Annotated in this window: 22 protein-coding genes; 7 read left to right on the top strand and 15 right to left on the bottom strand. The window is 67.8% G+C overall.

Features of this window, described 5'->3' with window-relative positions:
* Position 1: 1 nt before the first annotated feature.
* From MSG_RS16875 to MSG_RS16895, 5 genes are all read right to left on the bottom strand, one after another.
* Entirely contained in the window at positions 2-1,063 is a 1,062-nt protein-coding gene (locus MSG_RS16875; protein ID WP_096441326.1) for a sulfate/molybdate ABC transporter ATP-binding protein, read from the bottom strand.
* 15 nt (positions 1,064-1,078) lie between these two features.
* Positions 1,079-1,897, bottom strand: a complete 819-nt coding sequence (gene cysW, locus MSG_RS16880; protein ID WP_096441328.1) for a sulfate ABC transporter permease subunit CysW — start codon at positions 1,895-1,897, stop codon at positions 1,079-1,081.
* Positions 1,894-2,784, bottom strand: coding sequence for a sulfate ABC transporter permease subunit CysT (gene cysT, locus MSG_RS16885; RefSeq protein ID WP_096441330.1), 891 nt, complete (start codon positions 2,782-2,784; stop codon positions 1,894-1,896). Before cysT ends, cysW begins: the two co-directional genes overlap by 4 nt.
* Positions 2,781-3,827, bottom strand: coding sequence for a sulfate ABC transporter substrate-binding protein (locus tag MSG_RS16890; RefSeq protein WP_096441332.1), 1,047 nt, complete (start codon positions 3,825-3,827; stop codon positions 2,781-2,783). The genes cysT and MSG_RS16890 overlap by 4 nt, the downstream gene beginning before the upstream one ends.
* Before the next feature lie 331 nt (positions 3,828-4,158).
* Entirely contained in the window at positions 4,159-4,362 is a 204-nt protein-coding gene (locus MSG_RS16895; protein WP_232011067.1) for a hypothetical protein, read from the bottom strand.
* A 48-nt stretch (positions 4,363-4,410) separates the two neighbouring features.
* Here MSG_RS16895 and MSG_RS16900 point away from each other — a divergent pair, with 48 nt between their 5' ends.
* Both MSG_RS16900 and MSG_RS16905 read left to right on the top strand, forming a co-directional pair.
* Complete coding sequence (locus MSG_RS16900) at positions 4,411-5,643, top strand: FAD-dependent oxidoreductase (RefSeq protein WP_096441336.1); 1,233 nt, start codon at positions 4,411-4,413, stop codon at positions 5,641-5,643.
* A 57-nt stretch (positions 5,644-5,700) separates the two neighbouring features.
* Complete coding sequence (locus MSG_RS16905) at positions 5,701-7,764, top strand: glycoside hydrolase family 15 protein (protein ID WP_096441338.1); 2,064 nt, start codon at positions 5,701-5,703, stop codon at positions 7,762-7,764.
* An 11-nt stretch (positions 7,765-7,775) separates the two neighbouring features.
* Here MSG_RS16905 and MSG_RS16910 read toward each other — a convergent pair whose 3' ends face one another.
* Together MSG_RS16910 and lepA are read right to left on the bottom strand one after the other, a co-directional pair.
* Positions 7,776-8,510, bottom strand: coding sequence for a sensor domain-containing protein (locus MSG_RS16910; protein ID WP_096441340.1), 735 nt, complete (start codon positions 8,508-8,510; stop codon positions 7,776-7,778).
* A gap of 2 nt (positions 8,511-8,512) precedes the next feature.
* Complete coding sequence (gene lepA / locus MSG_RS16915; RefSeq protein ID WP_096441342.1) at positions 8,513-10,360, bottom strand: translation elongation factor 4; 1,848 nt, start codon at positions 10,358-10,360, stop codon at positions 8,513-8,515.
* A 129-nt stretch (positions 10,361-10,489) separates the two neighbouring features.
* Here lepA and MSG_RS16920 point away from each other — a divergent pair, with 129 nt between their 5' ends.
* On the top strand, positions 10,490-11,092 hold the full coding sequence (locus tag MSG_RS16920) for a type II toxin-antitoxin system PemK/MazF family toxin (RefSeq protein WP_096441344.1): 603 nt from the start codon (positions 10,490-10,492) through the stop codon (positions 11,090-11,092).
* 7 nt (positions 11,093-11,099) lie between these two features.
* Here the strand turns inward: MSG_RS16920 and MSG_RS16925 are convergent, their stop codons facing one another.
* Positions 11,100-11,528, bottom strand: a complete 429-nt coding sequence (locus MSG_RS16925) for a CBS domain-containing protein (protein ID WP_096444620.1) — start codon at positions 11,526-11,528, stop codon at positions 11,100-11,102.
* A gap of 215 nt (positions 11,529-11,743) precedes the next feature.
* Between MSG_RS16925 and MSG_RS16930 the strand changes: the two genes are divergently transcribed.
* Positions 11,744-12,592, top strand: a complete 849-nt coding sequence (locus MSG_RS16930; RefSeq protein WP_096444621.1) for a ribonuclease Z — start codon at positions 11,744-11,746, stop codon at positions 12,590-12,592.
* Between the two features lie 2 nt (positions 12,593-12,594).
* On the opposite strand, the gene MSG_RS16935 is transcribed toward MSG_RS16930, so the two are convergent.
* The 3 genes from MSG_RS16935 to MSG_RS16945 are packed head-to-tail and all read right to left on the bottom strand — an operon-like array spanning position 12,595 to position 16,111.
* Positions 12,595-13,434, bottom strand: coding sequence for a transglutaminase family protein (locus tag MSG_RS16935; RefSeq protein ID WP_096441346.1), 840 nt, complete (start codon positions 13,432-13,434; stop codon positions 12,595-12,597).
* Entirely contained in the window at positions 13,434-14,411 is a 978-nt protein-coding gene (locus tag MSG_RS16940; protein ID WP_096441348.1) for an alpha-E domain-containing protein, read from the bottom strand. Before MSG_RS16940 ends, MSG_RS16935 begins: the two co-directional genes overlap by 1 nt.
* Positions 14,411-16,111: a circularly permuted type 2 ATP-grasp protein gene (locus tag MSG_RS16945; protein ID WP_096441350.1), complete on the bottom strand. Its 1,701-nt coding sequence runs from the start codon at positions 16,109-16,111 to the stop codon at positions 14,411-14,413. Before MSG_RS16945 ends, MSG_RS16940 begins: the two co-directional genes overlap by 1 nt.
* Positions 16,112-16,267: 156 nt before the next feature.
* Between MSG_RS16945 and rpsT the strand changes: the two genes are divergently transcribed.
* Positions 16,268-16,528, top strand: coding sequence for a 30S ribosomal protein S20 (gene rpsT / locus MSG_RS16950; protein WP_096444622.1), 261 nt, complete (start codon positions 16,268-16,270; stop codon positions 16,526-16,528).
* 7 nt (positions 16,529-16,535) lie between these two features.
* Here rpsT and holA read toward each other — a convergent pair whose 3' ends face one another.
* From holA to MSG_RS16965, 3 genes are read right to left on the bottom strand one after another with little or no spacing between them, the layout of a single operon-like run.
* Positions 16,536-17,492 carry a DNA polymerase III subunit delta gene (gene holA, locus MSG_RS16955; protein ID WP_096444623.1) on the bottom strand — a complete coding sequence of 319 codons (957 nt, stop codon included), beginning with the start codon at positions 17,490-17,492 and terminating at the stop codon, positions 16,536-16,538.
* 30 nt (positions 17,493-17,522) lie between these two features.
* Positions 17,523-19,061: a ComEC/Rec2 family competence protein gene (locus tag MSG_RS16960; RefSeq protein ID WP_096441352.1), complete on the bottom strand. Its 1,539-nt coding sequence runs from the start codon at positions 19,059-19,061 to the stop codon at positions 17,523-17,525.
* A 5-nt stretch (positions 19,062-19,066) separates the two neighbouring features.
* A complete protein-coding gene (locus MSG_RS16965; RefSeq protein WP_096441354.1) occupies positions 19,067-19,924 on the bottom strand; it encodes a ComEA family DNA-binding protein in 858 nt (285 codons plus the stop codon).
* A gap of 181 nt (positions 19,925-20,105) precedes the next feature.
* Here MSG_RS16965 and MSG_RS16970 point away from each other — a divergent pair, with 181 nt between their 5' ends.
* Together MSG_RS16970 and MSG_RS16975 are read left to right on the top strand one after the other, a co-directional pair.
* Positions 20,106-21,266 (top strand): acyl-CoA dehydrogenase family protein, encoded by a 1,161-nt coding sequence (locus MSG_RS16970; protein ID WP_096444624.1) that lies wholly within the window; start codon positions 20,106-20,108, stop codon positions 21,264-21,266.
* Positions 21,267-21,273: 7 nt separating this feature from the next.
* A complete protein-coding gene (locus tag MSG_RS16975) occupies positions 21,274-22,380 on the top strand; it encodes an acyl-CoA dehydrogenase family protein (RefSeq protein WP_096441356.1) in 1,107 nt (368 codons plus the stop codon).
* Here the strand turns inward: MSG_RS16975 and MSG_RS16980 are convergent, their stop codons facing one another.
* Complete coding sequence (locus tag MSG_RS16980) at positions 22,381-23,568, bottom strand: GNAT family N-acetyltransferase (RefSeq protein ID WP_096441358.1); 1,188 nt, start codon at positions 23,566-23,568, stop codon at positions 22,381-22,383. It abuts the gene before it with no gap.
* Positions 23,569-23,617: the final 49 nt, after the last annotated feature.

Genomic DNA, 23,617 nt, shown 5'->3' on the forward strand with positions numbered 1-23,617 from the left:
ATCACGCCGAGGTCAGCGTGCTGTGACCCTCGCCCGCGACGGCCTCGCCGTTGGCGATCGGCGGAACACGGGTCGCCCGCACATACACGGTGTCGCCATCGCACAGCGCCAGGGCCTCCGCGTCGCCCCGGGTGATCTGGGCGGTGAACGCGCCGCCGGTGGCCGCGTTGGTCAACTCCACGCGCACCTCGAAGCCGAGCGCCACCACCCGCTGGACGGTGGCGCGCACGACGCCGACGGATTCCGCAGTGCCGTCCCCGCCGGCGACCGCCATGTCCGGGTTGCGGCCGACCCGGATGTCGTGCGGGCGAACCAGGGCACCGTTCAGCGTCGACACCGCCCCAAGGAACGACATCACAAACGGGTTGGTCGGGGCGTCGTACACCTCGGTCGGTGACCCGACCTGTTCGATGCGGCCCTTGTTGAGTACGGCGATGCGGTCGGCCACATCCAGCGCCTCGGATTGGTCGTGCGTCACCAGCACGGTAGTCACGTGCACCTCGTCGTGCAGGCGCCGCAGCCAGGTCCGCAGATCTTCGCGCACCTTGGCGTCCAGCGCGCCGAACGGCTCGTCGAGCAGCAACACCTGGGGGTCGACCGCCAGCGCCCGGGCCAGCGCCATGCGCTGACGCTGACCGCCCGAGAGCTGATTGGGATAGCGGGACTGAAAGCCGCTGAGCCCCACCACCTCCAGCAGCTGGTTGACCTTCTCGTTGATTTCGGCCTTGGGCCGCTTGCGGATCTTGAGCCCGTAGGCGATGTTGTCGCGCACCGTCAGATGCTTGAACGCGGCGTAATGCTGGAACACGAATCCGATGCCGCGGCGCTGCGGCGGCACCCGGGTCACATCCACACCGCCGATCGTCACCGTCCCGGTGTCCGGGTGGTCGAGGCCGGCGATGGTGCGCAGCAGCGTTGACTTCCCCGAGCCGCTGGGCCCCAGCAATGCCGTCAGCGAACCGGTGGGCACGACGAAGTCCACGTGGTCCAGCGCGACGAAATCGCCGTAGCGCTTGTTGGCGTCACGCACGACGATGGCGTGGTCGGTATCGGTGGCCGTCATGTCTGTGTCTCCTTGTCAAGCAACCTTGTTCGCCCGTGCACGGCGAACATCGAGAATCACCTGGACGATCAGAACCGCCACGGCGACTCCCATCAGCAACGTAGACAGCGCGTAGGCGCCGTACTCGGCCCCGCGGTTGTATCGGTCCGAGACCAGCAGCGTCAGGGTCTGCGACTTGCCCGGCAGGTTGGACGACACGATGATGACCGCCCCGTATTCGCCGAGCGTGCGGGCGACGGTCAGCACGATGCCGTAGGTCAGGCCCCAGCGGATGGACGGCAGCGTGATCCGCCAAAACGTCTGCCACCAACCGGAACCCAAGGTGGCCGCCGCCTGCTCCTGGTCGGTGCCCACCTCGTGCAACACCGGTTCGACTTCCCGCACCACGAAGGGCAGCGTCACGAAGATACTGGCGAGGACGATGCCCGGCAGGCCGAAGATGACCTTGATCCCAAGGTCGCGCTCGACGAACCCCAGCGCGCCCGCCGATCCCCACAACAGGATCAGCGCGACGCCGACGATCACCGGCGAAACGGCGAACGGCAGGTCGATCACCGCCTGCAACACTCCCTTGCCGCGGAATTTGGTGCGCGCCAGAACCAATGCCGTGGGAATGCCGAAGACGACGTTGAGCGGCACCACGATGGCCACCACCAGCAGCGACAGGTTCAGCGCGGAGATCGCGGCTGGCGTGCTGACCCAGTCGTAGAACTGACCGAACCCAGGTTCAAAGGTCCGCCAGAGGATCACCGCCACCGGAACGATCAGCAACACGAGGATGTAGCTCAGTCCGACGAACCGGGTGAGGTAGCGAACCCACGGCGACGACGTCACGAGTCCCGCTCCTCGCGTCGGGCGGCGCGCGCACCAACGATGCGCAGGACGAATAGCAGGGCGAACGAAATCAGCAGCAACACAATCGATATCGCGGCGGCACCGGTGCGGTCGTCATTCTCGATCAGAGTCCGGATCCACTGCGACGAGACCTCGGTCTTGCCCGGCACCGCCCCGCCGATCAGCACCACCGAACCGAATTCGCCGATGGCCCGCGAAAATGCCAGGCCCGCGCCGGACAACAGCGACGGCAACAGCGACGGCAGGATGACGGAGGTGAAGATCTTGGGGCCGCTGGCGCCCAATGACGCGGCCGCCTCCTCGGTTTCCCGGTCGATCTCGATCAGCACCGGCTGCACGGCGCGCACCACGAACGGCAGCGTGACGAACGCCAGCGCTACCGCCACGCCCCACGCGGTGTGCTGCAAGTGCAGCCCGATCGGGCTGTTGTTGCCATAGAGGGCCAGCATCACCAGGCTGGCGACGATCGTCGGCAGCGCGAAGGGCAGGTCGATGACCGTGTCGACCAGCCGCTTGCCGATGAAGTCGTCGCGCACCAGGATCCAGGCGATCACCAGGCCGAACACGAGGTTGACCAGAGTGACCCCGACGCTGATGGTCAGCGTCACCCGGAACGATTCCAGCGCCGCGTTGGACGTGACCGCCAGCCAGAAGGCGTGCCAGCCGCCACCGGCGGCCTGCCACGCGATCGCGGCCAGCGGCAGCAGCACGATGACCGACAGCCACAGCGTCGCCACACCGACTCGCAGTGACGTGGTGCCCGGCGGTACGAAGCCGCGTGCGGACCGCCGGCGTGCACCGTCACCCGTCGGCTCGTCGAGTTCGGGGCGGATCGCCTCGGGATCAGGCGTGATGGCCGTCGTCATCCGGTGGCCTTCGTGTAGATCTTCGTGATGCTGCCGTTGTTCTTGTCGAACAGCTGCGGGTCGACCGTGGCCCAGCCGCCCAGATCGGCGATCGTCCACAGCTTGGCCGGCGCCGGGAACTCATTGCGAAACTCGGCGGCGACCGCCGGGTCGACCGGCCGAAAACCGGCCTGCGCCCACACCTTCTGCGCGTCGGCGGTGTACTGGAAGTTCTTGAACGCGGTGGCGGCGCCGAGGTTCGGGCTGGTGGTGACGACCGCTACCGGGTTTTCAATCTTGAAGGTTTGCCGCGGGATGACGTGCTCGACCGGCTTGCCTGCCCGCTCGGCGACGATGGCTTCGTTTTCGTAGCTGATCAACACGTCACCACTGCCCTGGACGAAGACCTCGGTGGCTTCCCGCCCGGAACCGGGACGAAGCTTGACATGCTCGCGCACCAGCTTGCCGATAAAGTCAATCCCCGCTTGGTTATTGCTGCCGCCGTCGCTCTTTGCGGCGTACGGGGCCAGTAGATTCCATTTCGCCGAGCCCGAACTCAGCGGGCTGGGGGTGATGACCTCGACCCCGGGCCGCAACAGATCGTCCCAGTCTTTGATGTTCTTCGGATTGCCCTTGCGCACCACCAACGACACCACTGAACCGAACGGAATGCCCTTGGTGGCATCGGTATTCCAGTCCTTGGACACCTTGCCCGCCTTAACCAGCCGGGCGATGTCGGGTTCCACCGAGAAGTTGACCACGTCGGCCGGCTTGCCGTCGACGACGCCGCGCGACTGATCGCCCGAAGCCCCGTACGAGGTGATCACCTGAATGCTCTTGCCCTCCTCAGAGGCGTTGAATGCGGGAATCACCTTGCTCCACCCGGGTTCTGGGACGGAGTAGGCGACCAGGGTGATGGTGGTGTGCGCGTTGGATGGTCCGCCCCCACCGACGACGTCGCTGGGGCCGCCCTGGCACGCGGCGACGACACCGGCAGTCAGTGTCAGCGTCCAGACATGTCGGAAGGGCCGCCAACTCCGTGCGCTGCCGATGTAGTGAGGCATTCGCGACCTTCCAGTGCGGGACTTCAGGGAACTCGTTCCCGTTACTGCGGAAGGGCATTCAGAGCTGCAGGAGAATTCGCCTATTCCCTACCAGACCGCGCAACGGGTTGGTAATCAGCGACAACAGTGAACGCAGATACGACAGTCCAAGTCCAGGGAACCGGATGCCAGGTGCATGGCGCGAAGCCTAACAGGAATTCGCTGGCCCGCCACCGGGCCACCCCGCGTGCCGATCGCGGCGGCGCGTGTCAGTGGGTCATCAGCCAGGCGACGATCACCAACACCACCAACGCGACGAGCACCAAGGTCACATGTGACCGCGGCATAGGGCTTACCCGGGCGTCCCGTCGGCGTGACGGGCGCGGCGCATCAATCCGATACCCCGGCCGAGCACGGTGTCCAGCAAAGCCGCGGTGCCGTAGGCCACCACCAGGACGACGGGCATCACCACCATGGCCTGCAGCACGAAAGCCAGGCCGGAAAGCCACAGCTCGTTGCCGTCCCACCAATTGAGGAACCCGTTCACCCGCCCCACACTATCTATTCGCCTCGGCGGTGAAAACCAGTGTGTCAAGATCGGCGAGTGGCCGCCCCATCCCCTGCACCCGAGGCGACGACCTGTCTGGTCGCCGGCGGCGGTCCGGCCGGCGTGGTGCTCGGCCTGCTGCTCGCGCGGGCCGGCGTAAGAGTCACCGTGATGGAAAAACACGCCGATTTCCTGCGCGACTTCCGGGGCGACACCGTGCACGCGAGCACGTTGGGGCTGCTCGACGAGCTGGGTTTGGGGCCGCGGTTCGCCGAGCTCCCACATCGCCTCATCGACACCATTCACCTGGAGATGCAGGGCCAGCCGGTGAACCTCGATCTGTCCCACCTGCCGGGCGCGCATCAGCACATCGCGCTGGTGCCGCAGTGGGACTTCCTCGAGATGGTGGCCGGCGCCGCCGAGGCCGAACCCACCTTCCAATTGTTGCGGAGCACCGAGGTGACCGGCCTGATCCGGGATGGCGACCGCGTCGTGGGCGTCAGCTACCGCGACCCGAGCGGCGAAACCAAGCAGATGCGCGCCGTGCTCACCGTGGCCTGCGACGGCCGCGGGTCGACGGTGCGCGCGGCGATGGGCGTCACCCCGCGCAGCTTCGGCGCCCCGATGGACGTGTGGTGGTTCCGGTTGCCACGCCACCCCGAAGACCCCGGCGGACTCGCCGGCACCTTCCGGTCCGGCCACGGGGTCATCCTGATCGACCGCGGCGACTACTACCAGATCGCCTACCTCATCCCCAAGGGAGCCGATGCCGCGATCCGCGCCGAGGGCATCGAGGCGCTGCACCGGGTGCTGGTGGACATGGCACCCTGGCTGGCCGGCCGGGTCGACACATTGAGTTCATTCGACGACGTGAAACTGCTTGACGTGCAACTGAATCGACTTTCCCGCTGGTACGCCGACGGAGTGCTGTGCATCGGCGACGCGGCACACGCGATGTCGCCGGTGGGTGGTGTCGGGATCAACCTGGCGGTCGCCGATGCCGTGGCCGCCGCGCGCATCCTGGCCGGCCCGCTGCGGGCCGGGCGGGTCAACACCCGCGAGCTGGCCCGGGTGCAGGTGCGCCGCTGGATACCGACAGCGATCATCCAGACCGTGCAACGGATGATCCACGCCCAGGTGGTCGCCGGCGTCGTGGCGGGAAGCACTGCGAACGCGCCGGGCGCCATCCGCGTGGTCAGCCGGTCGCCGACGCTGCGGCGATTCGTGGCCTATCTGGTCGCCATCGGCCCGCTGCCCGAGCACGCGCCCAAATCCGCCCGGCGTCCGTAACCGCGTCGGCTCGGCGAAACCGTGGACGCGGGCCCGGTGACAGATGATGATTGCTGAATGGTCCTGCGCGCTCAGCCTGCCGATCAGCCCGGCGGCCAACCTGGTGCGGACGGCCCGAACGGGGCCTTTGAAACGCTTCCGCCGACGGTCGGTGAACCCGCCCTGGCCTCGCCGCTCGATTTCAGCGGCCCCGCCGCCTTCGCCTCCAGCGGTGCCCTGCGCAACCCGTTCCCGCCGATTGCCGATTACGCCTTCCTGTCCGACTGGGAGACCACCTGCCTGATCTCGCCGGCCGGCTCGGTGGAGTGGCTGTGCGTGCCGCGACCCGACTCCCCCAGCGTGTTCGGCGCGATCCTGGACCGCAGCGCCGGGCATTTCCGGCTGGGGCCCTACGGCGTCTCGGTGCCGTCGGCGCGACGTTACCTGCCGGGCAGCCTGATCATGGAGACCACCTGGCAAACCCACACCGGCTGGTTGATCGTGCGCGACGCCCTGGTGATGGGACCGTGGCATGACATCGAGCGGCGATCCAAGACACACCGCCGCACGCCGATGGATTGGGACGCCGAGCACATCCTGCTGCGCACGGTGCGCTGCGTCAGCGGCACCGTCGAGCTGATGATGAGCTGCGAGCCGGCGTTCGACTACCACGGCGACAGCGCGGTCTGGGAGTACTCGGGCAACGCCTACAGCGAGGCCACCGCCCGGGCCGGCAAGGCGCCCGACGCGCATCCGGCACTGCAGCTGACCACGAACCTGCGGATCGGGCTGGAGGGGCGCGAGGCGCGGGCCCGCACCCGAATGAAGGAGGGCGACGACGTCTTCGTCGCCCTGAGCTGGACCAAGCACCCGGCACCGCAGACCTATGCCGAGGCCGCCGACAAGATGTGGCAAACCACCGAATGCTGGCGGCAGTGGATCAACATCGGCAACTTCCCCGACCACCCGTGGCGGGAATATCTGCAGCGCAGCGCGCTGACGCTGAAAGGCCTGACGTATTCGCCGACCGGCGCCCTGCTGGCGGCCAGCACCACCTCGCTGCCGGAAACCCCGCAGGGCGAACGCAATTGGGACTACCGCTACGCTTGGGTGCGCGACTCGACGTTCGCCTTGTGGGGCCTGTATACGTTAGGGCTGGACCGCGAGGCCGACGACTTCTTCGCCTTCATCGCCGACGTCTCCGGCGCCAACAGCAACGAACGCCACCCGCTGCAGGTGATGTACGGCGTGGGCGGCGAACGCAGCCTCGTCGAAGAGGAGCTGCATCACCTGTCCGGCTACGACCACGCGCGTCCGGTGCGCATCGGCAACGGCGCGTACGACCAAGTGCAGCATGATATTTGGGGATCGATCCTGGACTCGTTCTATCTGCACGCCAAGTCGCGCGAGCAGGTCCCGGAGACCTTGTGGCCGGTGCTGAAGAAACAGGTGGAAGAGGCGATCGCGCATTGGCGTGAGCCCGACCGCGGGATCTGGGAGGTGCGCGGGGAGCCGCAGCACTTCACGTCATCGAAGGTGATGTGTTGGGTCGCGCTCGATCGCGGCTCCAAACTCGCTGAGCGACAGGGCGAGAAGAGCTACGCACAGCAGTGGCGGGCCATCGCCGAGGAGATCAAGGCCGACATCCTCAAGCACGGCGTCGACTCCCGCGGGGTGTTCACGCAGCGCTACGGCAGCGACGCGCTGGACGCCTCACTGCTGTTGGTGGTGTTGACGCGATTCCTGCCGCCGGACGACCCGCGGGTGCGCGACACGGTGCTGGCCATCGCCAACGAGCTCACCGAGGAAGGCCTGGTGCTGCGCTACCGCGTCGAGCAGACCGACGACGGCCTGTCCGGCGAAGAGGGCACCTTCACCATCTGCTCGTTCTGGTTGGTGTCGGCGCTGGTCGAGATCGGCGAGGTGGCCCGCGCCAAGCGGCTGTGCGAGCGGCTGCTGGCCTACGCCAGCCCGCTGTATCTCTACGCCGAGGAGATCGAGCCGCGCACCGGCCGGCACCTGGGCAACTTCCCGCAGGCGTTCACCCACCTGGCGCTGATCAATGCCGTGGTGCACGTGATCCGCGCCGAAGAGGAGCTTGACGGCTCGGGCATGTTCCAGCCCGCCAACGCCCCAATGTAGCGTCCGACACGCTAGCTGGTGCTCGCGACATTCTGCAGCATCACCCTGGCGAGATCGACTGCCCGCGTCGCGGCCTGGGCGCCGGGCCCGACGGAAACCCGCACGTCGACAACGACGTCGGAACCCATCCCCACAGCGCGCTCGTCGGGAGTAGGCGGGGTGTGGTGGTTATCCCAGCTGACGACCGTCGCCGAGAGCAACGGTCCGTCGACCTTGACGTCCTCGACCCGCAAATACAGCTCGGTGTTCTCCGAGTCGTGCGTGCGCAGTGTGACCGTGCTCCCCGCGCACTTTTGCCACTGCCGGACGAACGACACGAAGAGTCGCTGCGCGTCCGTCGATGACGACAGCCGGACGGCGCCCGCGCGCACGCTGAACACCGCCACGCTGAGGTCGGAATTCCAATAGTTCTGGGCAGCCACGGCGCGAACCAGTGCCTCTTCGTACACGACGCGCAGCAGCGCGGAGGTCACCCCGATGCACTCGACGGGCGTCGCGTCGTTGTCATCGCGAATCCCGTTCGGCAGCACCGCGATACCGCCCACTTCGGGTGGGCCCTCCGGCATCAGTTTGTTGCCCACCGCCGCGTTGACCTCGTCGCCGCTCGGCAGGATCTGCTCGAGCGGCACCACCCGCACAGCGCCGCCCGCGCCGGTCGGCCTCCCGGCCACGGTGTCAACGCAGCCGGCGCTCAGCAGGCAGACGGCCAGCAGGCCAACTGCTCGCGTCCCGCCGCGAAAGCCCATGGCTACTTCTTGCCCTTGTCCCCCGCTGAATCGGTGGACAGCGCCGCGACGAACGCCTCCTGCGGAACGTCGACGCGCCCGATGGTCTTCATCCGCTTCTTGCCTTCCTTCTGTTTTTCCAGAAGTTTGCGTTTACGGGTGATGTCACCGCCGTAACACTTCGACAAGACGTCCTTGCGGATCGCCCGAATATTCTCGCGCGCAATGATTTTCGACCCGATGGCCGCCTGCACCGGCACTTCGAACTGCTGGCGTGGGATCAGCTCCTTGAGCTTGGTGGTCATCTTGTTGCCGTAGGCCGAAGCGGCGTCCTTGTGCACGATCGCGCTGAACGCGTCGACGGCCTCGCCCTGCAGCAGGATGTCGACCTTGACCAGGTCGGCCTCCTGCTCGCCGGCCTCCTCGTAGTCGAGGCTGGCGTAGCCGCGGGTCCGCGACTTCAGCGAGTCGAAGAAGTCGAAGATGATCTCCCCCAGCGGCATCGTGTAGCGCAGCTCCACCCGTTCGGGCGACAGATAGTCCATGCCGCCCAACTCGCCGCGGCGCGACTGGCACAGCTCCATGATCGTGCCGACGAACTCGCTCGGCGCGATGACCGTCGTCTTCACCACCGGCTCGAACACCGAACGGATCTTGCCTTCGGGCCAGTCCGACGGGTTGGTCACCACGATCTCGCTGCCGTCCTCTTTGATCACCCGGTACACAACGTTCGGCGACGTCGAGATCAGGTCCAGGTCGAACTCGCGCTCGAGGCGCTCGCGGGTGATCTCCATGTGCAGCAGGCCCAGGAACCCGCACCGGAACCCGAACCCCAGCGCCACCGATGTCTCCGGCTCGTAGGTCAGCGCGGCGTCGTTGAGTTGCAGCTTGTCCAGCGCGTCGCGCAGGTCCGGGTAGTCCGATCCGTCGACGGGATACAGGCCCGAATAGACCATCGGCTTCGGCTCGCGGTAGCCCGTCAACGCTTCCTTGGCGCCGTGGCGGGCCGTGGTCACGGTGTCCCCGACCTTGGACTGGCGGACGTCCTTCACGCCGGTGATCAGGTAGCCGACCTCCCCGACTCCCAGGCCCGCGCTGGGCTTCGGCTCGGGCGAGACGATGCCGACCTCGAGCAGTTCGTGGGTGGCACCGGTGGACATCATCAAGATGCGCTCACGCGGGACGATCTTGCCGTCCACCACGCGGACATAGGTCACCACACCCCGGTAGATGTCGTAGACCGAGTCGAAGATCATCGCGCGGGTCGGGGCGTCGGCGTCGCCCTGCGGCGGGGGCACCTCACGCACCAGGTGATCGAGCAGGTCGGCCACGCCCTCCCCGGTCTTGCCGGACACCCGCAGCACATCACCGGGTTCGCAGCCGATGATGTGCGCGATCTCGCCCGCGTAGCGGTCCGGATCGGCGGCGGGCAGGTCGATCTTGTTGAGCACCGGGATGATGTGCAGGTCGCGGTCCAGCGCCAGGTAGAGGTTCGCCAGCGTCTGCGCCTCGATGCCCTGGGCCGCGTCGACCAGCAGCACCGCACCCTCGCAGGCTTCCAGCGCGCGGGACACCTCGTAGGTGAAGTCGACGTGGCCCGGCGTGTCGATCAGATGCAGCACGAACTGTTCGTCGCCGACTTTCCAGGGCAGCCGCACGTTCTGGGCCTTGATGGTGATGCCGCGCTCGCGCTCGATGTCCATCCGGTCCAGGTACTGCGCGCGCATCGACCGCTCGTCGACGACGCCGGTGAGCTGAAGCATCCGGTCCGCCAGCGTCGACTTGCCGTGGTCGATGTGGGCAATGATGCAGAAATTCCGAATCTGCGCCGGCGCGGTGAAGGTCTGGTCGGCGAAACTGCTGATGGGAATCTCCTGGTCGGCTGTGCATCACTACTGCGTCAAGCGGCGGTTTGCGCGCACGTCCAGGGTATCTATGACCCGCCGCACAGACACATTCGGACACAGTCGCTCACCGCTGGTCGCGTCTATGCTGCGAATATGGCGTCGACCGGGAAATCGGGATGGAAGACGTTCCAGCGCATTGCCGAAAATCTGGTCGTCAACACGGCTCCGCGGCTGGCCCGGCACGTGCAGACCTCGCAGGTCGTGTTGCGGGAGCTGCAGCACGCCGTGAAGATCACCGCGAACGTCATAGCCGCGGCCACCCCGCCGCCGCCCGCCGCGATCGCGGAGGGCCGCCCGGTGACCAGCGCCAGCTTTCCCACCGCGCAACGGGCCCGCAAGGTGGTGTACGCCCCCAACCTCGACGGCCGGGCAGACCCCGGCGAGATCGTGTGGACGTGGGTGGTCTACGAGGACGATCCGACCCGCGGCAAGGACCGCCCAGTGCTGGTCGTCGGCCGGGACCGCAGCATCCTGTTGGGCCTGATGCTGTCCAGCCAGGAACGGCACAAGTCCGATCGGGACTGGGTCGGGATCGGCGCCGGGGACTGGGATTACGAAGGCAGGCCCAGCTGGGTCCGGCTGGACCGAGTACTCGACGTTCCCGAAGAGGGCATTCGCCGCGAGGGCGCGATCCTGGAACGCAAAATTTTCGATGTGGTGGCCGCGCGGTTACGCGCCGACTATTCGTGGGGCTAGTCCACGCCTAGCCCTGGGTGATGTAGGAGTGCAGCTGCTCCTGCTCGGCCTCGAGCTGTTCCATCCGGGTCTTGACCACGTCGCCGATGCTGACGATGCCGATGAGCTTCTTACCGTCGAGCACCGGCACGTGACGCACCCGGTTGGTGGTCATCAGCACACTGATGGCGTCGACCGTGTCGGTCTTGCCGCAGGTGGCCACCATGGTGGTCATGATCTTCGAGACCGGCCGGGACAGCACACTGGCGCCGTGAGTGTGCAGCTGACGCACAACGTCGCGCTCCGAGACGATCCCGACGACACCCTCGTCGCCCACCACCACCATGGCGCCGATGTTCTGTTCGGCCAGACCGGCGAGCAGCTCGGCGACCGTGGCCTCAGCGTTGATCGTCGTCACCGCCGCACCCTTGTTTCGCAAGACGTCCGCGATCCGCATCAAGCCCTCCAGCACGTTGTGATCTGCTTCACACAGGCTACGGCCAACTCGCGCGGCGGGAAAGATAACGCCCGAAACCGCAACCAAAAAGGCCCCATACCATGACGTTCGCGGTCGAGATTCGCCCCCGGTGGGGTGAGTTCGTCGCCCTCGGCGGCGTGTCCCATCAGCCGAATCGACCGCCACGCGGCCCGCGGCTTGCAAGGATTGTGAGCATGATCGAGATCACCCTGCTTGGTACCGGCAGCCCGATACCCGACCCCAACCGCGCCGGCCCCTCGACCCTGGTGCGGGCCGGTGGACAGGTCTTCCTGGTGGACTGCGGCCGGGGTGTGCTGCAGCGGTCCGCGGCGGTGGGCGTCGGCGCCGCCGGCCTGTCGGCGCTACTGCTCACCCACCTGCACAGCGACCACATCGCCGAACTCGGCGACCTGCTGATCACGCGGTGGATCAGCACCTTCGACCCCGACCCGGCGCCGCTGCCGATCATCGGCCCGCCGGGCACCGCGGAGACCGTCGACGCGATGCTCAACGCGTTCAGCCGCGACATCGGATACCGGCTCGCCCATCACGCCGATCTGAACGCGCCGCCGGCCATCGAGGTCCACGAATACACCGACGGCCCGGTGTGGGACCGCGACGGCGTGTCGATCCGGGTAGCCCCGACCGATCACCGCCCGGTGGCACCCACCATCGGGTTCCGGATCGAATCCGGCGGTGCCTCAGTGGTATTGGCCGGGGACACGGTGCCCTGCGCCACCCTGGACGAACTGGCCTCCGGCGCAGATGCGCTGGTGCACACAGTGATTCGCAAGGACATCGTTTTGAGCATCCCGCAGCAACGGTTGCAGGACATCTGCGATTACCACTCATCGGTCGAGCAAGCCGCCGCAACCGCGGCCCGCGCAGGGGTGGGCACGCTGGTCATGACGCACTACGTGCCGCCACTGGCGCCGGGCCAGGAAGAGCAGTGGCGGGCGCTGGCCGCTTCGGAGTTCGGGGGCCGCATCGAACTCGGCAACGACCTGCACCGCGTCGAGGTCTCGGCTCCCACGGCGAGCTAGGGCTAGGCCAGCCGCGTGATCTCCACTACGACGTCGAGGTCGGTGGCGCCTTCGCCCGAGTAGATGCCCTTCAGCGGTGACACATCGGTGTAGTCGCGACCGACGCCCACGCTGACGTAGCGCTCGTTGATCTCGCTCTCGTTGGTGGGGTCGTAATTCCACCAGGAGCCGATCCAGGCCTGCAGCCAGGCGTGGCTGCGCCCGTCCACGGTATCGCCGACGACGGCGTCCGCTTTGGGGTGCAGGTACCCGGACACGTAACGTGCGGGAATTCCCATGCCGCGCAACAGCATCAGCGACAGATGCACGAAGTCTTTGCAGGCACCCCGACCCGCGTGCAGCGCGTCAAGGCCCGAGGTATGCACACCCGTGGCGCCCGGCAGGTAGTCAAGCTCCTCGCGCACGAACTTGGCCACGGCCACAACCGCTTCGGCGGGCTCGGCCCGCTTGGCGAGCCTCTTGGAGATGGGCCTCAGTCGCTTGCTGTCCGGGGTGCGCTCGGTGGGGGTCAGAAATTCGTCGAACCGATCGATCACGGCCTCGGATTCCAGGTCGTCCCAGCCAACGTCGGTCTCGGGTGGCTCTGGCATCTCGGTTTCCACGACCGACGAGGAAGTGACCGTGAGATCGGTGTGCGGAGCGTGCAGGTCGAATGCCGTGACGGCGGTTCCCCAGTAATCGGTGAAGCGGTACGACCGGGTCGCCGGGATGGTTTCCACCCGGTTCAGGATGACGTTTTGCCGGGTGTCAGACTGCGGCGTCAGCCGGGCCTCGTTGTAGGACGCAGTCACCGGGGATTGGTAGGCAAATCCGGTGGTGTGCACCACGCGCAGCCGCCACATCAGATGTCTCCGTTGCGGGCGACCAGTTCCGCACTGCGACCGGCATCCGACCAGGCGACCCACGGCGTGACGTGAAAGTACTGCAGCGCCAACGCCTCTCCGACGTCATAGCAAGTCTTCTGCAACGCCGCCAGGCGCGTTTCGAGCGTCTCAAGCAATACTCCCGGCGGCAGGAATTCCAGTTCGCTGCGGGCTTGTCCGAGCAGTCGCTGGGCTTCGACGGTGGCCCCCACCCGGCTCTGCGGGTTGCGCACCAACTCTTCGATGCTGTGTTCGGCCAGCTTCAGCGAGTAGAACACCGACCGGGGGAACAATCGGTCGAGCAGCATGAACTCGACCACTCGGCCGGCGTCCAGCGCGCCGCGGTAGGTACGCAGATAGGTGTCGTGCGCGCCCGCCGAGCGCAGCAACGTCACCCAGGCCGGTGAGGACGCACTGTCGCCCACTCGAGACAGCAACAGCCGCACGGTCATGTCCACGCGCTCGATCGCGCGGCCCAACACCATGAACCGGTATCCGTCATCGCGGGACAGCGTGGAGTCGGCCAGGCCCGCGAACATTGCCGCCCGGCCCTCGACAAACGACAAGAATTCGTGCGGCCCAAGGCGTTTGGCGGCACGCTGGCGTTCGGGCAAGGCGTTGTAGGTGGTGTTGAGGCACTCCCAGATCTCGATGGAGGTCACCTCGCGCGCCGACTTCGCATTCTCGCGCGCCGCCGTGATCGCCTCGACGATCGACGTACCACCCCGGTCGTCGGTGTTGTAGGCCACCAGATCGGTCAGCGACCAGACATCCAATTCGTCATCAGGCGGCTCGATACCGAGCACCCGCAACAACACCCGTGATGCGTGGTCGGGGTCGACGCTGGAATCTTCCAGCAATTGATGCAGCGCGACGTCCAGGATCCGGGCGGTGTCGTCGGCCCGCTCGACGTAGCGACCGATCCAATAAAGCGATTCGGCGTTGCGGGCCAACATCAGTGCACCACCCCTCGCTGCTGGTGTTGCTCTTGCTGCTGCTTTTGCTTCTTCTTGTGCGGCGCAGCATCGCGCGGCTGGTCGCCGTTGGACTGTTGCTGGGTCGCGCCGTCCGCCGTGTCCGTCTTGGATTTCGGCAACGAACGCACCACCTCGGCGGCGCCCAGCTCGCGGTCGGCGGCCGCTGCGCGCGACGACGCCAGCACCCAGGTGTCCTTCGAGCCGCCCCCTTGGCTCGAGTTGACCACCCGCGAGCCCTCCTCGAGCGCCACCCGGGTCAGCCCGCCCGGCAGTACCCAGACGTCGTCACCGTCGTTGACCGCGAAGGGCCGCAGGTCGACGTAGCGGGGGGCCAACGCGCTGTCGATCTGCGTCGGCACGGTCGACAACTCCATCATCGGTTGCGCGATCCAGCTGCGCGGATCGTCGCGGATCTTCTTGCCGACGGCAGCCAGTTCCTTCTCGGAAGCGTCGGGCCCGAACACGATGCCGTACCCGCCGGACCCTTCGACCGGCTTGATGACCAACTCGTCGAGCCGGTCCAGCACCTCTTGGCGTTCGTCGGCCAACCAACAGCGGAAGGTCTCCACGTTGGCCAGCAACGGCTTTTCGCCCAGGTAGTACTCGATCATGGTCGGCACGTAGGTGTAGACGAGTTTGTCGTCCCCGACACCGTTGCCGATCGCGCTGGAGATGACGACATTGCCGGCACGGGCGGCGTTGACCAGGCCGGCGACACCGAGTACCGAGTCGGCCCGGAACTGCAGCGGGTCCAGGAAGATATCGTCGATACGCCGGTAGATGACGTCGACCTGGGTCTCGCCCTCGGTGGTGCGCATGTACACCTGGTTGTCACGGCAGAACAGGTCGCGGCCCTCGACGAGTTCGACGCCCATCTGCCGGGCCAACAGCGAATGCTCGAAATAGGCCGAGTTGTAGACGCCGGGGGTCAGCACCACGACGGTCGGGTCGGCCTCGTTGGTGGCCGCGGAGTTGCGCAGGGCACGCAGCAGATGCGCGGCGTAGTCGTCGACCGCGCGCACCCGGTGACTGGCGAACAGGTTCGGGAAGACGCGCGCCATCGTGCGCCGGTTCTCCATCACGTAGGACACCCCCGACGGCGAGCGCAGGTTGTCCTCGAGCACACGCCAGGTGCCCTTCTCGTCCTTGATCAAGTCGATGCCGGCGACGTGGATGCGTACCCCGTTGGGCGGGACGATGCCGAACGCCTGCCGGTGAAAGTGCTCGCAGGACGTGATCAGCCGGCGCGGGATGACGCCGTCGTTCAGGATCTCCTGATCGCCGTAGATGTCGTCGAGGTACATCTCGAGGGCTTTGACCCGCTGGATGATGCCGCGCTCCAGCCGGGTCCATTCGGCGGCCGAGATCACCCGCGGCACCAGGTCGAGCGGGAACGGCCGCTCCTGCCCGGACAGGGAGAACGTGATGCCCTGGTCGATGAAGGCACGGGCCAGCGCTTCGGAGCGGGCTTCGAGGTCGGAGGCGTCCGACGGCGCGAGCTCGGCATAGATGCCCTTGTACGGGCCGCGCACATTGCCGTGGGCGTCGAACATCTCGTCGAAGGCCGACGCGTAGGCGTCCGACGTCAGGTTGTAGCCGCCAAAGATCCGTTCGAAACGCGCCGGGGGTTGCTTAGCAGCGCGGGATCCACGCCTGGTTTTCTCCAGTTGAAGACTCACGTGTCAGATGCTGCCTCAAATTGACGTTCTGGCAGGCCACGGGTTCCCGTTTTGGGAGAAATCGTAACCGACTGCTAACCTGGGCAGTCGCAATCGGGTGTGGGGCGCCCCGAAACCAAGACTGCAAAATCGGCGAAACAACTGAAGGAATTTTCCGTGGCCAACATCAAGTCGCAGCAGAAGCGCATCAAGACCAACGAGCGCGCTCGGCTGCGCAACAAGTCGGTGAAGTCCTCGCTGCGTACCGCCGTGCGCGCGTTCCGCGAGGCCGCCGACGGTGGCGACAAAGACAAGGCCGCGGAGCTGCTGGTCGCGACCAACCGCAAGCTGGACAAGGCGGCCAGCAAGGGCGTCATTCACAAGAACCAGGCGGCCAACAAGAAGTCCGCACTGGCCCGCGCGCTCAACAAGATCTGAGACCGCCTCACCGGCCGCCGTCGGCCACCAATTCGGCAACCTGCCTGACCGCTGATTCCAGCGCATAGTCGGCGTCCGCAGCGGCACCCTTGACGTCGGCGTTCAGCGCCGCCACCACCTTCATGGCCTCGGCCACCGAATCGCGCGACCAGCGCCGCGCCTGTTTCTGCGCCTTCTGCACCCGCCACGGCGGCATCCCCAGCTGACCGGCCAGGCGGTAGGGGTCGCCGGACAGCGGACCGACCCGCCCGATGGTGTGCACGGCCTCGGCGAGGGCATCCGCCAGCACCACGAGGGGCTCGCCGCGCATCATCGCCCACCGCAGCGCCTCCGCGGCTCCCGCGACATCGCCCGCGACGGCCTTGTCCGCGATGTCAAAGCCCTTCACCTCGGCCTTGCCGCTGTGATAGCGGCGCACCGCGGCGGCGTTCACCTCGCCGCCGGTGTCGGCGACCAACTGCGAACACGCCGCGGCGAGCTCACGCACATCGGAGCCGACGGCGTCGATCAGGGCCGTCACCGTCTGCTCGTCGGCCTTGACCCGCAGCGCACGGAACTCCTTGCGGATGAAGTCGACGCGTTCGCCGAGCTTGGTGATGCGCGCACACCGATGTACGACCGCGCCCAGCGATTGCAGCTCGGCGGCCAGCGCCTTGGCCCGTCCGCCACCGGAGTGCACGACGACCAGCTCGGTGCCCGGCGGGATGTCGGCGCAGGCCGCCGCGATCATCGCCGCGGCTTCCTTGCCCGCCTCGCCGGCCGCCTCGAGCACGACGATGCGTTCGTCGGCGAACAGCGACGGGCTGAGCAGCTCGGCGAGCTCATAGGTGCTGACATCGCCGGCCCGCACGCGGTTCACCGGGATCGTGTCCGCGTCGGCGCCCGCCCGCTCGCGCGCCGACCGCAGCACCGCGGCCACCGCCCGCTCGACCAACAGCTCTTCGTCTCCCAGGACCAGGTGCAACGACGGAACCTCGCTCACCCCTCGATGGTGTCACGCGGCGCCGACGAGTCCGGACAGCGACCACGCCAGCACGCACATCGCGGTCGCGGCGACGCCGACGCGGAGCGGCCGCCATCGCCGGCACCCGATCACGAGCACGGTGATGCCGCCGACCACCAACACGCCGGGCACGCCCGACGGAACCGGCGCGGTTGCCGCTGGCACCGCGGCCGTCCACTTCGCGACGTTGAGCACCCACCACAGTTCGGGGCCGGTGAAACGGATCAGCAGCTGCGCGCCGGCCGGCCACGACACGCACAGGACGGCGGCCGCGCTGCCCAGCACGGTGATCGGCGCGATGACCGCGGCCACCGCGAGGTTGGCGATCGGCGCTACCAGGCTGAACCGCCCCGAAATCCCGGCGACCAGCGGCGCGGTCACCATATGCGCGGCGGCGGCCACGGCGAGCGCATCGGCGAGCGGCTTGGGGCAGCCCCGGGCCGCCAGGCGCCGCGACCATGCCGGGGCGATGACGACCAGCGCGGCAGTCGCCACCACCGACAGCGCGAAGCCGACGTCGACGGCCAGCTGCGGGGCAACGGTCAGCAAGATCAACACCGTGGCCGACAGGGCCGGAACCGCTTGCCGCCGGCGCGACGACAGCATCCCCAGCAGCGCGATGGCGCCCATCACGGCCGCGCGCAGCACGCTCGCCGTCGGCTGAACGACGATGACGAACGCGGCGAGCGCCGCGGCCGTGGTGAGCACGGCGGCTCGCCGGCCGATCAGCCGCGCGCAGAACAGCACCGCCGCGCACACGATCGTGACGTTGGCGCCCGACACCGCCGTCAGGTGGGTCAGTCCGGCCGCGCGAAAATCGCGGCTGGTGTCGGTGGTGAGCGCCGAGGTGTCGCCGAGGACCAGCGCGGGCAGCGCCGCGGCCTGATCGGCCGGCAACACCTCGCGCACGGTCGCGGCGAACCGGCTGCGCACCGCATGGGCCGCCTCCTGGACGGCACCGGCCCGGCCCACGGCCGGCCGGCCGGCGGCATTGAGCACCGCGACCGTCAGGTCGTGCCGAGTCGGGCGGGCGATGCGAGCGGAGAAGCCCACCGGCCGGCCCACCATCACCTCGCCGAAGTCCGCTGCCCGCGCGAACACGACGACGCGGCCGGAGATCTCGTCGCCGTGCAGGCGCAGCAGGCTGGCCCGAAACATCAACCGGCCCCGGCCCAGCGATTGCGCGCTTTCGGTCGGGGTGACCGTCACGGGCGCGGTGGTGCCGAATGCCGCGGTGATCGGGTGGTGATCGACCGCCTCGGCGCGCAGCCCGACCGCCACCCCGAAGCCCGCGCCCACGACGCCGCAGGCGGCCAAACCGGCGGCAATCCGCCGCGGCGGCGAGCCCGCGCGCGTGACGCAGTACAACACGGCCGCCGCCGCACCCATCGCGACCCCGCACAGCGCCAGCGCGCGGCCGACCGGCCACACGATCCCGGCAGCGCTGACGATCCAGCCGGTGAGCGCCGCCGGGACCAGGCGGACGTCGAGGCGTGCCGGCGCCGCGTCGCCGGAGCCGAGGTGGCGCACCGCGGTCAGACACGGACCAGCGCACGCAACTTGTCCAGCCGCGCCGGGCCAATGCCGTCGACGTCGGCGAGCTGGTCGACGCTGGAGAACTTGCCATTGGCCTGCCGCCACGCCACGATCGCGGCGGCCGTGATGGGCCCGACGCCGGGCAGCGCGTCCAGCTGCTCGACGGTCGCGGTGTTGAGGTCCACCACCCCGCCAGCCTTCGGCTTGCCCGGGCCCGTGCCCGGGCCGGGGGCCGGCGGTTTCGATGCCGGCGGCGACCCCGACGTCACGGCGCTGCCCAACGCCGCGGGCTGCCCGGATGCCGGGGCGAGGCCGACGACGATCTGCTCGCCGTCGCCCAGCGGGCGGGCCATGTTCAGCCCGATGGTGTCCGCGCCGGTCAGGGCTCCGCCGGCGGCCTGCAGCGCATCGGCGATGCGGGCACCGGGAGCCAGGGTGACCAACCCGGGGGTGTGCACCAGACCCACCACACTCACCACGACCGGGTGATCCGCGGCGGCGGTGGGGCTCACCGAGGACCGGGGCGTCGCGGTCGAGGTCTTCTCGACCGGCGGCAGCTTCGCCGACATCACCGGCGCCGGCCGATCGCGCACCACGGTGAAAATCGTGATCAGCACGGCCAGCACCGCCACCACCGCTAATCCGATCGCGCCGGCGCGCCCGGGGTCGGCACGCATCCGGGTCAGCCAGCCATCGCCCGCGGCGGCGTCGGGCAACCAGCGCGGCAGCAGGGAGTTCTGATCCTCATCGGGCGCGTCCTGGTCGGGTTGCACGTCCGGATCGCCGCCGTGCGGCTCGGTAGCCGGGTCGGCGCCGAGCCGACGCTGCAGTCGGTCGGCGGGAAGTTCTGCTCGCATGTGCCGACGGTAGGTGCGCGGGCCGCCGCAATCGCCGCGACCGAGACGTCGCCGCGGTGTTCTGTGGACTAACTGGAGGCTGTGCACAGGCACAACGGCCGATAGGTCAAGATGGGGGTTGGAACGCGACGTTCATCACACGACGCAGCGCCGCGTTCACCCCCACGCAAAGGAGGCCGCCATGCAACTGGCGCTCACACCGGAAGAAGCCGCGTTTCGCGACGAACTTCGCAATATCTTCACGACCAAGATCCCGCAGGAGATGCGCGACCGAGTCCGCCAAGGCGCCGCCGAAGCCTACCGTGACGACATCGTCGCGAGCCACAAGATCCTGCACGAGCACGGCCTGGCGGTCCCCAGTTGGCCGGTCGAATGGGGCGGCAAGAACTGGACGCCCACCCAGCACCAGATCTGGTCCGACGAGCTGCAATTGGCGTGCGTGCCCGAGCCGCTGAACTTCAACACCAAGATGGTGGGCCCGGTCATCGCCGAATTCGGCTCACCGGAGGTCAAAGAGCGCTTCCTGCCACCGACGGCCAGCCTGGACATCTGGTGGTGCCAGGGATTCTCCGAGCCCGAGGCCGGGTCGGATCTGGCGTCGCTGCGCACGACCGCGGTCCGCGACGGCGACAGCTACGTCGTCAACGGCCAGAAGACGTGGACGACGCTGGGCCAGTACGCGGACTGGATCTTCTGCCTGGTGCGCACCGACCCGCAGGCGCCCAAACGCCAGGCCGGCATCTCGTTTCTGCTCTTCGACATGAAGACGCCGGGCATCACCCTGCGGCCCATCAAGACGATCGACGGCGGCCACGAGGTCAACGAGTTGTTCTTCGAAGACGTTCGCGTGCCCGCCAATCAGCTTGTCGGAGAAGAGAACAAGGGCTGGACCTACGCGAAGTTCCTGCTCGGCAACGAGCGCACCGGCATCGCGGGGGTGGGACGCACCAAGGTGCGACTCGCCGAAGTGAAGAGATTCGCCACCGAGACCGGGATCATCTCCGATCCGCTGTTCGCCGCCCGCTTGGCCGAGGCCGAAAACGACCTGCTGGCACTGGAACTCACGCAGGCGCGGGTGGTCACCGACTCCGCGGACGGCCAGCCCAACCCGGCGTCGTCGGTGCTCAAGCTGCGCGGCAGCCAGTTGCAACAGATCGCCACCGAACTGCTGGTGGAGGTGGCCGGGCCGGATGCGTTGCCGGCCAACGGGGAAGACATTTCGTCGCCTTCGTGGGCGCAACACAGTGCGCCGCACTACCTCAACTACCGCAAGACGTCGATCTACGGCGGCAGCAGCGAGGTGCAGCGCAACATCATCGCGTCCACCATTCTGGGATTGTGAGGCAGCCATGGACTTCCAATTGAGCGATGAGCAGGCCCTGCTCCGCGACACCACGCGCGACCTGCTCTCGCGCACCTACGACCCCGAGAGCCGCAACAAGATCATCGGATCGGATCTCGGCTGGAGCCGCGAGGTGTGGAGCCAGCTCGCCGACACCGGAATCCTGGGCCTCGGCTTCGATCCGGACGAGTCGGGCCAGATCGAGATCGCCGTCGTCCTCACCGAGGTCGGGCGCCGACTGGCCCCCGAACCCATCCTGCACGCGGCGCTGGGGCCCGGCGCACTGATCGCCGAACTGGGCACCGGCGAGCAGAAGCAGCTGCTCGACGAGGTCGCCGCCGGGCAGCGGCTGCTGGCATTCGCCCACCTCGAACCCACGCAGCGCGACCTGACCAAGGCGATCGCGACCAAGGCTGCGCAGCAAGGCGATTCGTGGGTGCTGAGCGGCCGGAAGAACCCGGTGCTCGCCGGCGACTCCGCCGACACGCTGGTGGTCAGCGCCGCGTTGCCGAACGGCGGCACCGGCCTGTTCCTGGTCGACGCGGCGGCCGCGACCCGGCACCCGTACCCGACGTTCGACGGGCAGCGCGGCGCCCAGATCGACCTCGACTCCACCCCGGCACAGCCGCTCGGCGAGGCGGCGGATGCCACCCGGGCCGTCCGCGAGAACATCATCCGCACCCAGTCGGCGTTGTGCAGCGAGGCCGTCGGGGCGATGGAGGAGGCGCTGCGCCTCACCACCGATTACCTGAAGACGCGCAAACAGTTCGGCGTCACGCTCAACAAGTTCCAGGCGCTCACCCAGCGCGCCGCCGACATGTACGTCTCGCTGGAACTGGCCCGCAGCATGGCCTTGTATGCGTCGATGTCGATCGCCGACGGCAACCTCGACCCGGTGATCGCCTCGCGGGCCAAGCTGCAGATCGGCCGCTCGGGCCGGCACATCGCCCAGGAGTCGATCCAGATGCACGGCGGCATCGGCGTGACCGCGGAATACCCGGTCAGCCATTACGCGGCCCGGCTCACCGCGATCGAAAACACCCTGGGCACTTCGGGCGAACACCTGCACAAGCTGATCGACGGGATCGGCGACTACGACCTGGTCCGCCTCTAACTAGAACTCCATCCCGGACGCGGCCGGAACATCGGTTGCAAAAGCGGTATCGAGACAACGCAACAGACGAGAGTCCTTGGTGCGCAACCGGTTCGCCGCGGCAAGCGTTGACGCACGATGCGCCCCCAGATACAGACTGCCCAGGACATCAATACCCATCTCGACGTCAGCGGTCTCGTCGGTCGGAGTGCAGCGAGCGTGGCCGTCACGGATCTGCAATGCGAACCGACCACTCCCCGAAACCTCAAGCACTGCAGAAAGATCCGCGCCATAGGTGCGCGCCTCGAGCACTGCGGCGACGTCGATGATGCGCAGCCATACCGCATCCTGACGGCCGGTCGTCCGCGCGACGCGGTGATCGGTCAGCAGATACGGCAACGCGTCGTCTGGATGCGTGGTGATGACCACCTTCTCTTTCTTGTCGAGGCCCAGCAGTACCCGCCACAAGGCGACGTGCGCGTCGGTGGTCAGCGCCCTGAACTCGACGACCCGCACCACCCGGGCATCGGCATCGTCCATCTGGTAGAGCGCATAGCCGTCGGGATGCAGCAGGCCAAAGGCTTTCGGCTCGGCCAGTAGCAGATCCCACAGCACCGGTGGACGAGCCAATCCACCCGGCACCCGTTGGCACCAACGGTCGTGGATCGCCACCAACTCGCCACGGCGCTCCGCGGGCCGGACCAGCCGGACCCCGCCGATATGGGGTACGTCAGCGTGGAATTCGGCGAAACGTCGCTCAACAGTAAATTCGTGCGCGATGGTGGCGGGCCCGTAGCCGAACCGGCCGTAGATGCCGCCCTCGCTGGCATACAGACCGGCTAGCGGATAACCGGAAACCGCTATACGCCGGTGCAATTCGGCACACATTGCGCGAAGTAATCCGCGCCGGCGGTGGGTCGGTGCGACCGCGACGAAGCTGAGACCGGCCATCGGAAGCACCGCTGAGCCCGGCACCGTCACACGCAGATCCAAACACAGCGCCATGCCGACAACCTGAGAGCCATCACAGATCACCACCGCGCCGTCGGCGGGGATCAGGGCGCGCCACGCAGCCACTTCGGCGGCGATGAAGTTGCTGAAGCTGGCGGCACCCAACAGGTACATCGCCGACCAGTCGTCGTCGGTTGGACTGCGAACGGTCAGCCCCGCCGGTAGTTGATCGGGATTCACGGAATGCGACTGTGGCATACCGTGCGCCCGCGCGCAGCCGAATATTCCCGATAGCTGGTACGGGGGT

Source organism: Mycobacterium shigaense (genome assembly GCF_002356315.1).
GTDB classification, from domain to species: domain Bacteria; phylum Actinomycetota; class Actinomycetes; order Mycobacteriales; family Mycobacteriaceae; genus Mycobacterium; species Mycobacterium shigaense.

What these genes read in the sequence shown, in the direction of transcription:
- MSG_RS16940 (WP_096441348.1), bottom strand. Translation starts at nt 14,411, where the DNA reads ATGTTGGCCCGCAACGCCGAATCGCTTTATTGGATCGGTCGCTACGTC.
- MSG_RS16965 (WP_096441354.1), bottom strand. Translation starts at nt 19,924, where the DNA reads ATGCGAGCAGAACTTCCCGCCGACCGACTGCAGCGTCGGCTCGGCGCC.
- MSG_RS16890 (WP_096441332.1), bottom strand. Translation starts at nt 3,827, where the DNA reads ATGCCTCACTACATCGGCAGCGCACGGAGTTGGCGGCCCTTCCGACAT.
- MSG_RS16980 (WP_096441358.1), bottom strand. Translation starts at nt 23,568, where the DNA reads ATGCCACAGTCGCATTCCGTGAATCCCGATCAACTACCGGCGGGGCTG.
- MSG_RS16925 (WP_096444620.1), bottom strand. Translation starts at nt 11,528, where the DNA reads ATGCGGATCGCGGACGTCTTGCGAAACAAGGGTGCGGCGGTGACGACG.
- MSG_RS16975 (WP_096441356.1), top strand. Translation starts at nt 21,274, where the DNA reads ATGGACTTCCAATTGAGCGATGAGCAGGCCCTGCTCCGCGACACCACG.
- MSG_RS16970 (WP_096444624.1), top strand. Translation starts at nt 20,106, where the DNA reads ATGCAACTGGCGCTCACACCGGAAGAAGCCGCGTTTCGCGACGAACTT.
- MSG_RS16910 (WP_096441340.1), bottom strand. Translation starts at nt 8,510, where the DNA reads ATGGGCTTTCGCGGCGGGACGCGAGCAGTTGGCCTGCTGGCCGTCTGC.
- MSG_RS16905 (WP_096441338.1), top strand. Translation starts at nt 5,701, where the DNA reads ATGGTCCTGCGCGCTCAGCCTGCCGATCAGCCCGGCGGCCAACCTGGT.
- MSG_RS16875 (WP_096441326.1), bottom strand. Translation starts at nt 1,063, where the DNA reads ATGACGGCCACCGATACCGACCACGCCATCGTCGTGCGTGACGCCAAC.
- MSG_RS16935 (WP_096441346.1), bottom strand. Translation starts at nt 13,434, where the DNA reads ATGTGGCGGCTGCGCGTGGTGCACACCACCGGATTTGCCTACCAATCC.
- MSG_RS16930 (WP_096444621.1), top strand. Translation starts at nt 11,744, where the DNA reads ATGATCGAGATCACCCTGCTTGGTACCGGCAGCCCGATACCCGACCCC.
- MSG_RS16920 (WP_096441344.1), top strand. Translation starts at nt 10,490, where the DNA reads ATGGCGTCGACCGGGAAATCGGGATGGAAGACGTTCCAGCGCATTGCC.
- cysT (WP_096441330.1), bottom strand. Translation starts at nt 2,784, where the DNA reads ATGACGACGGCCATCACGCCTGATCCCGAGGCGATCCGCCCCGAACTC.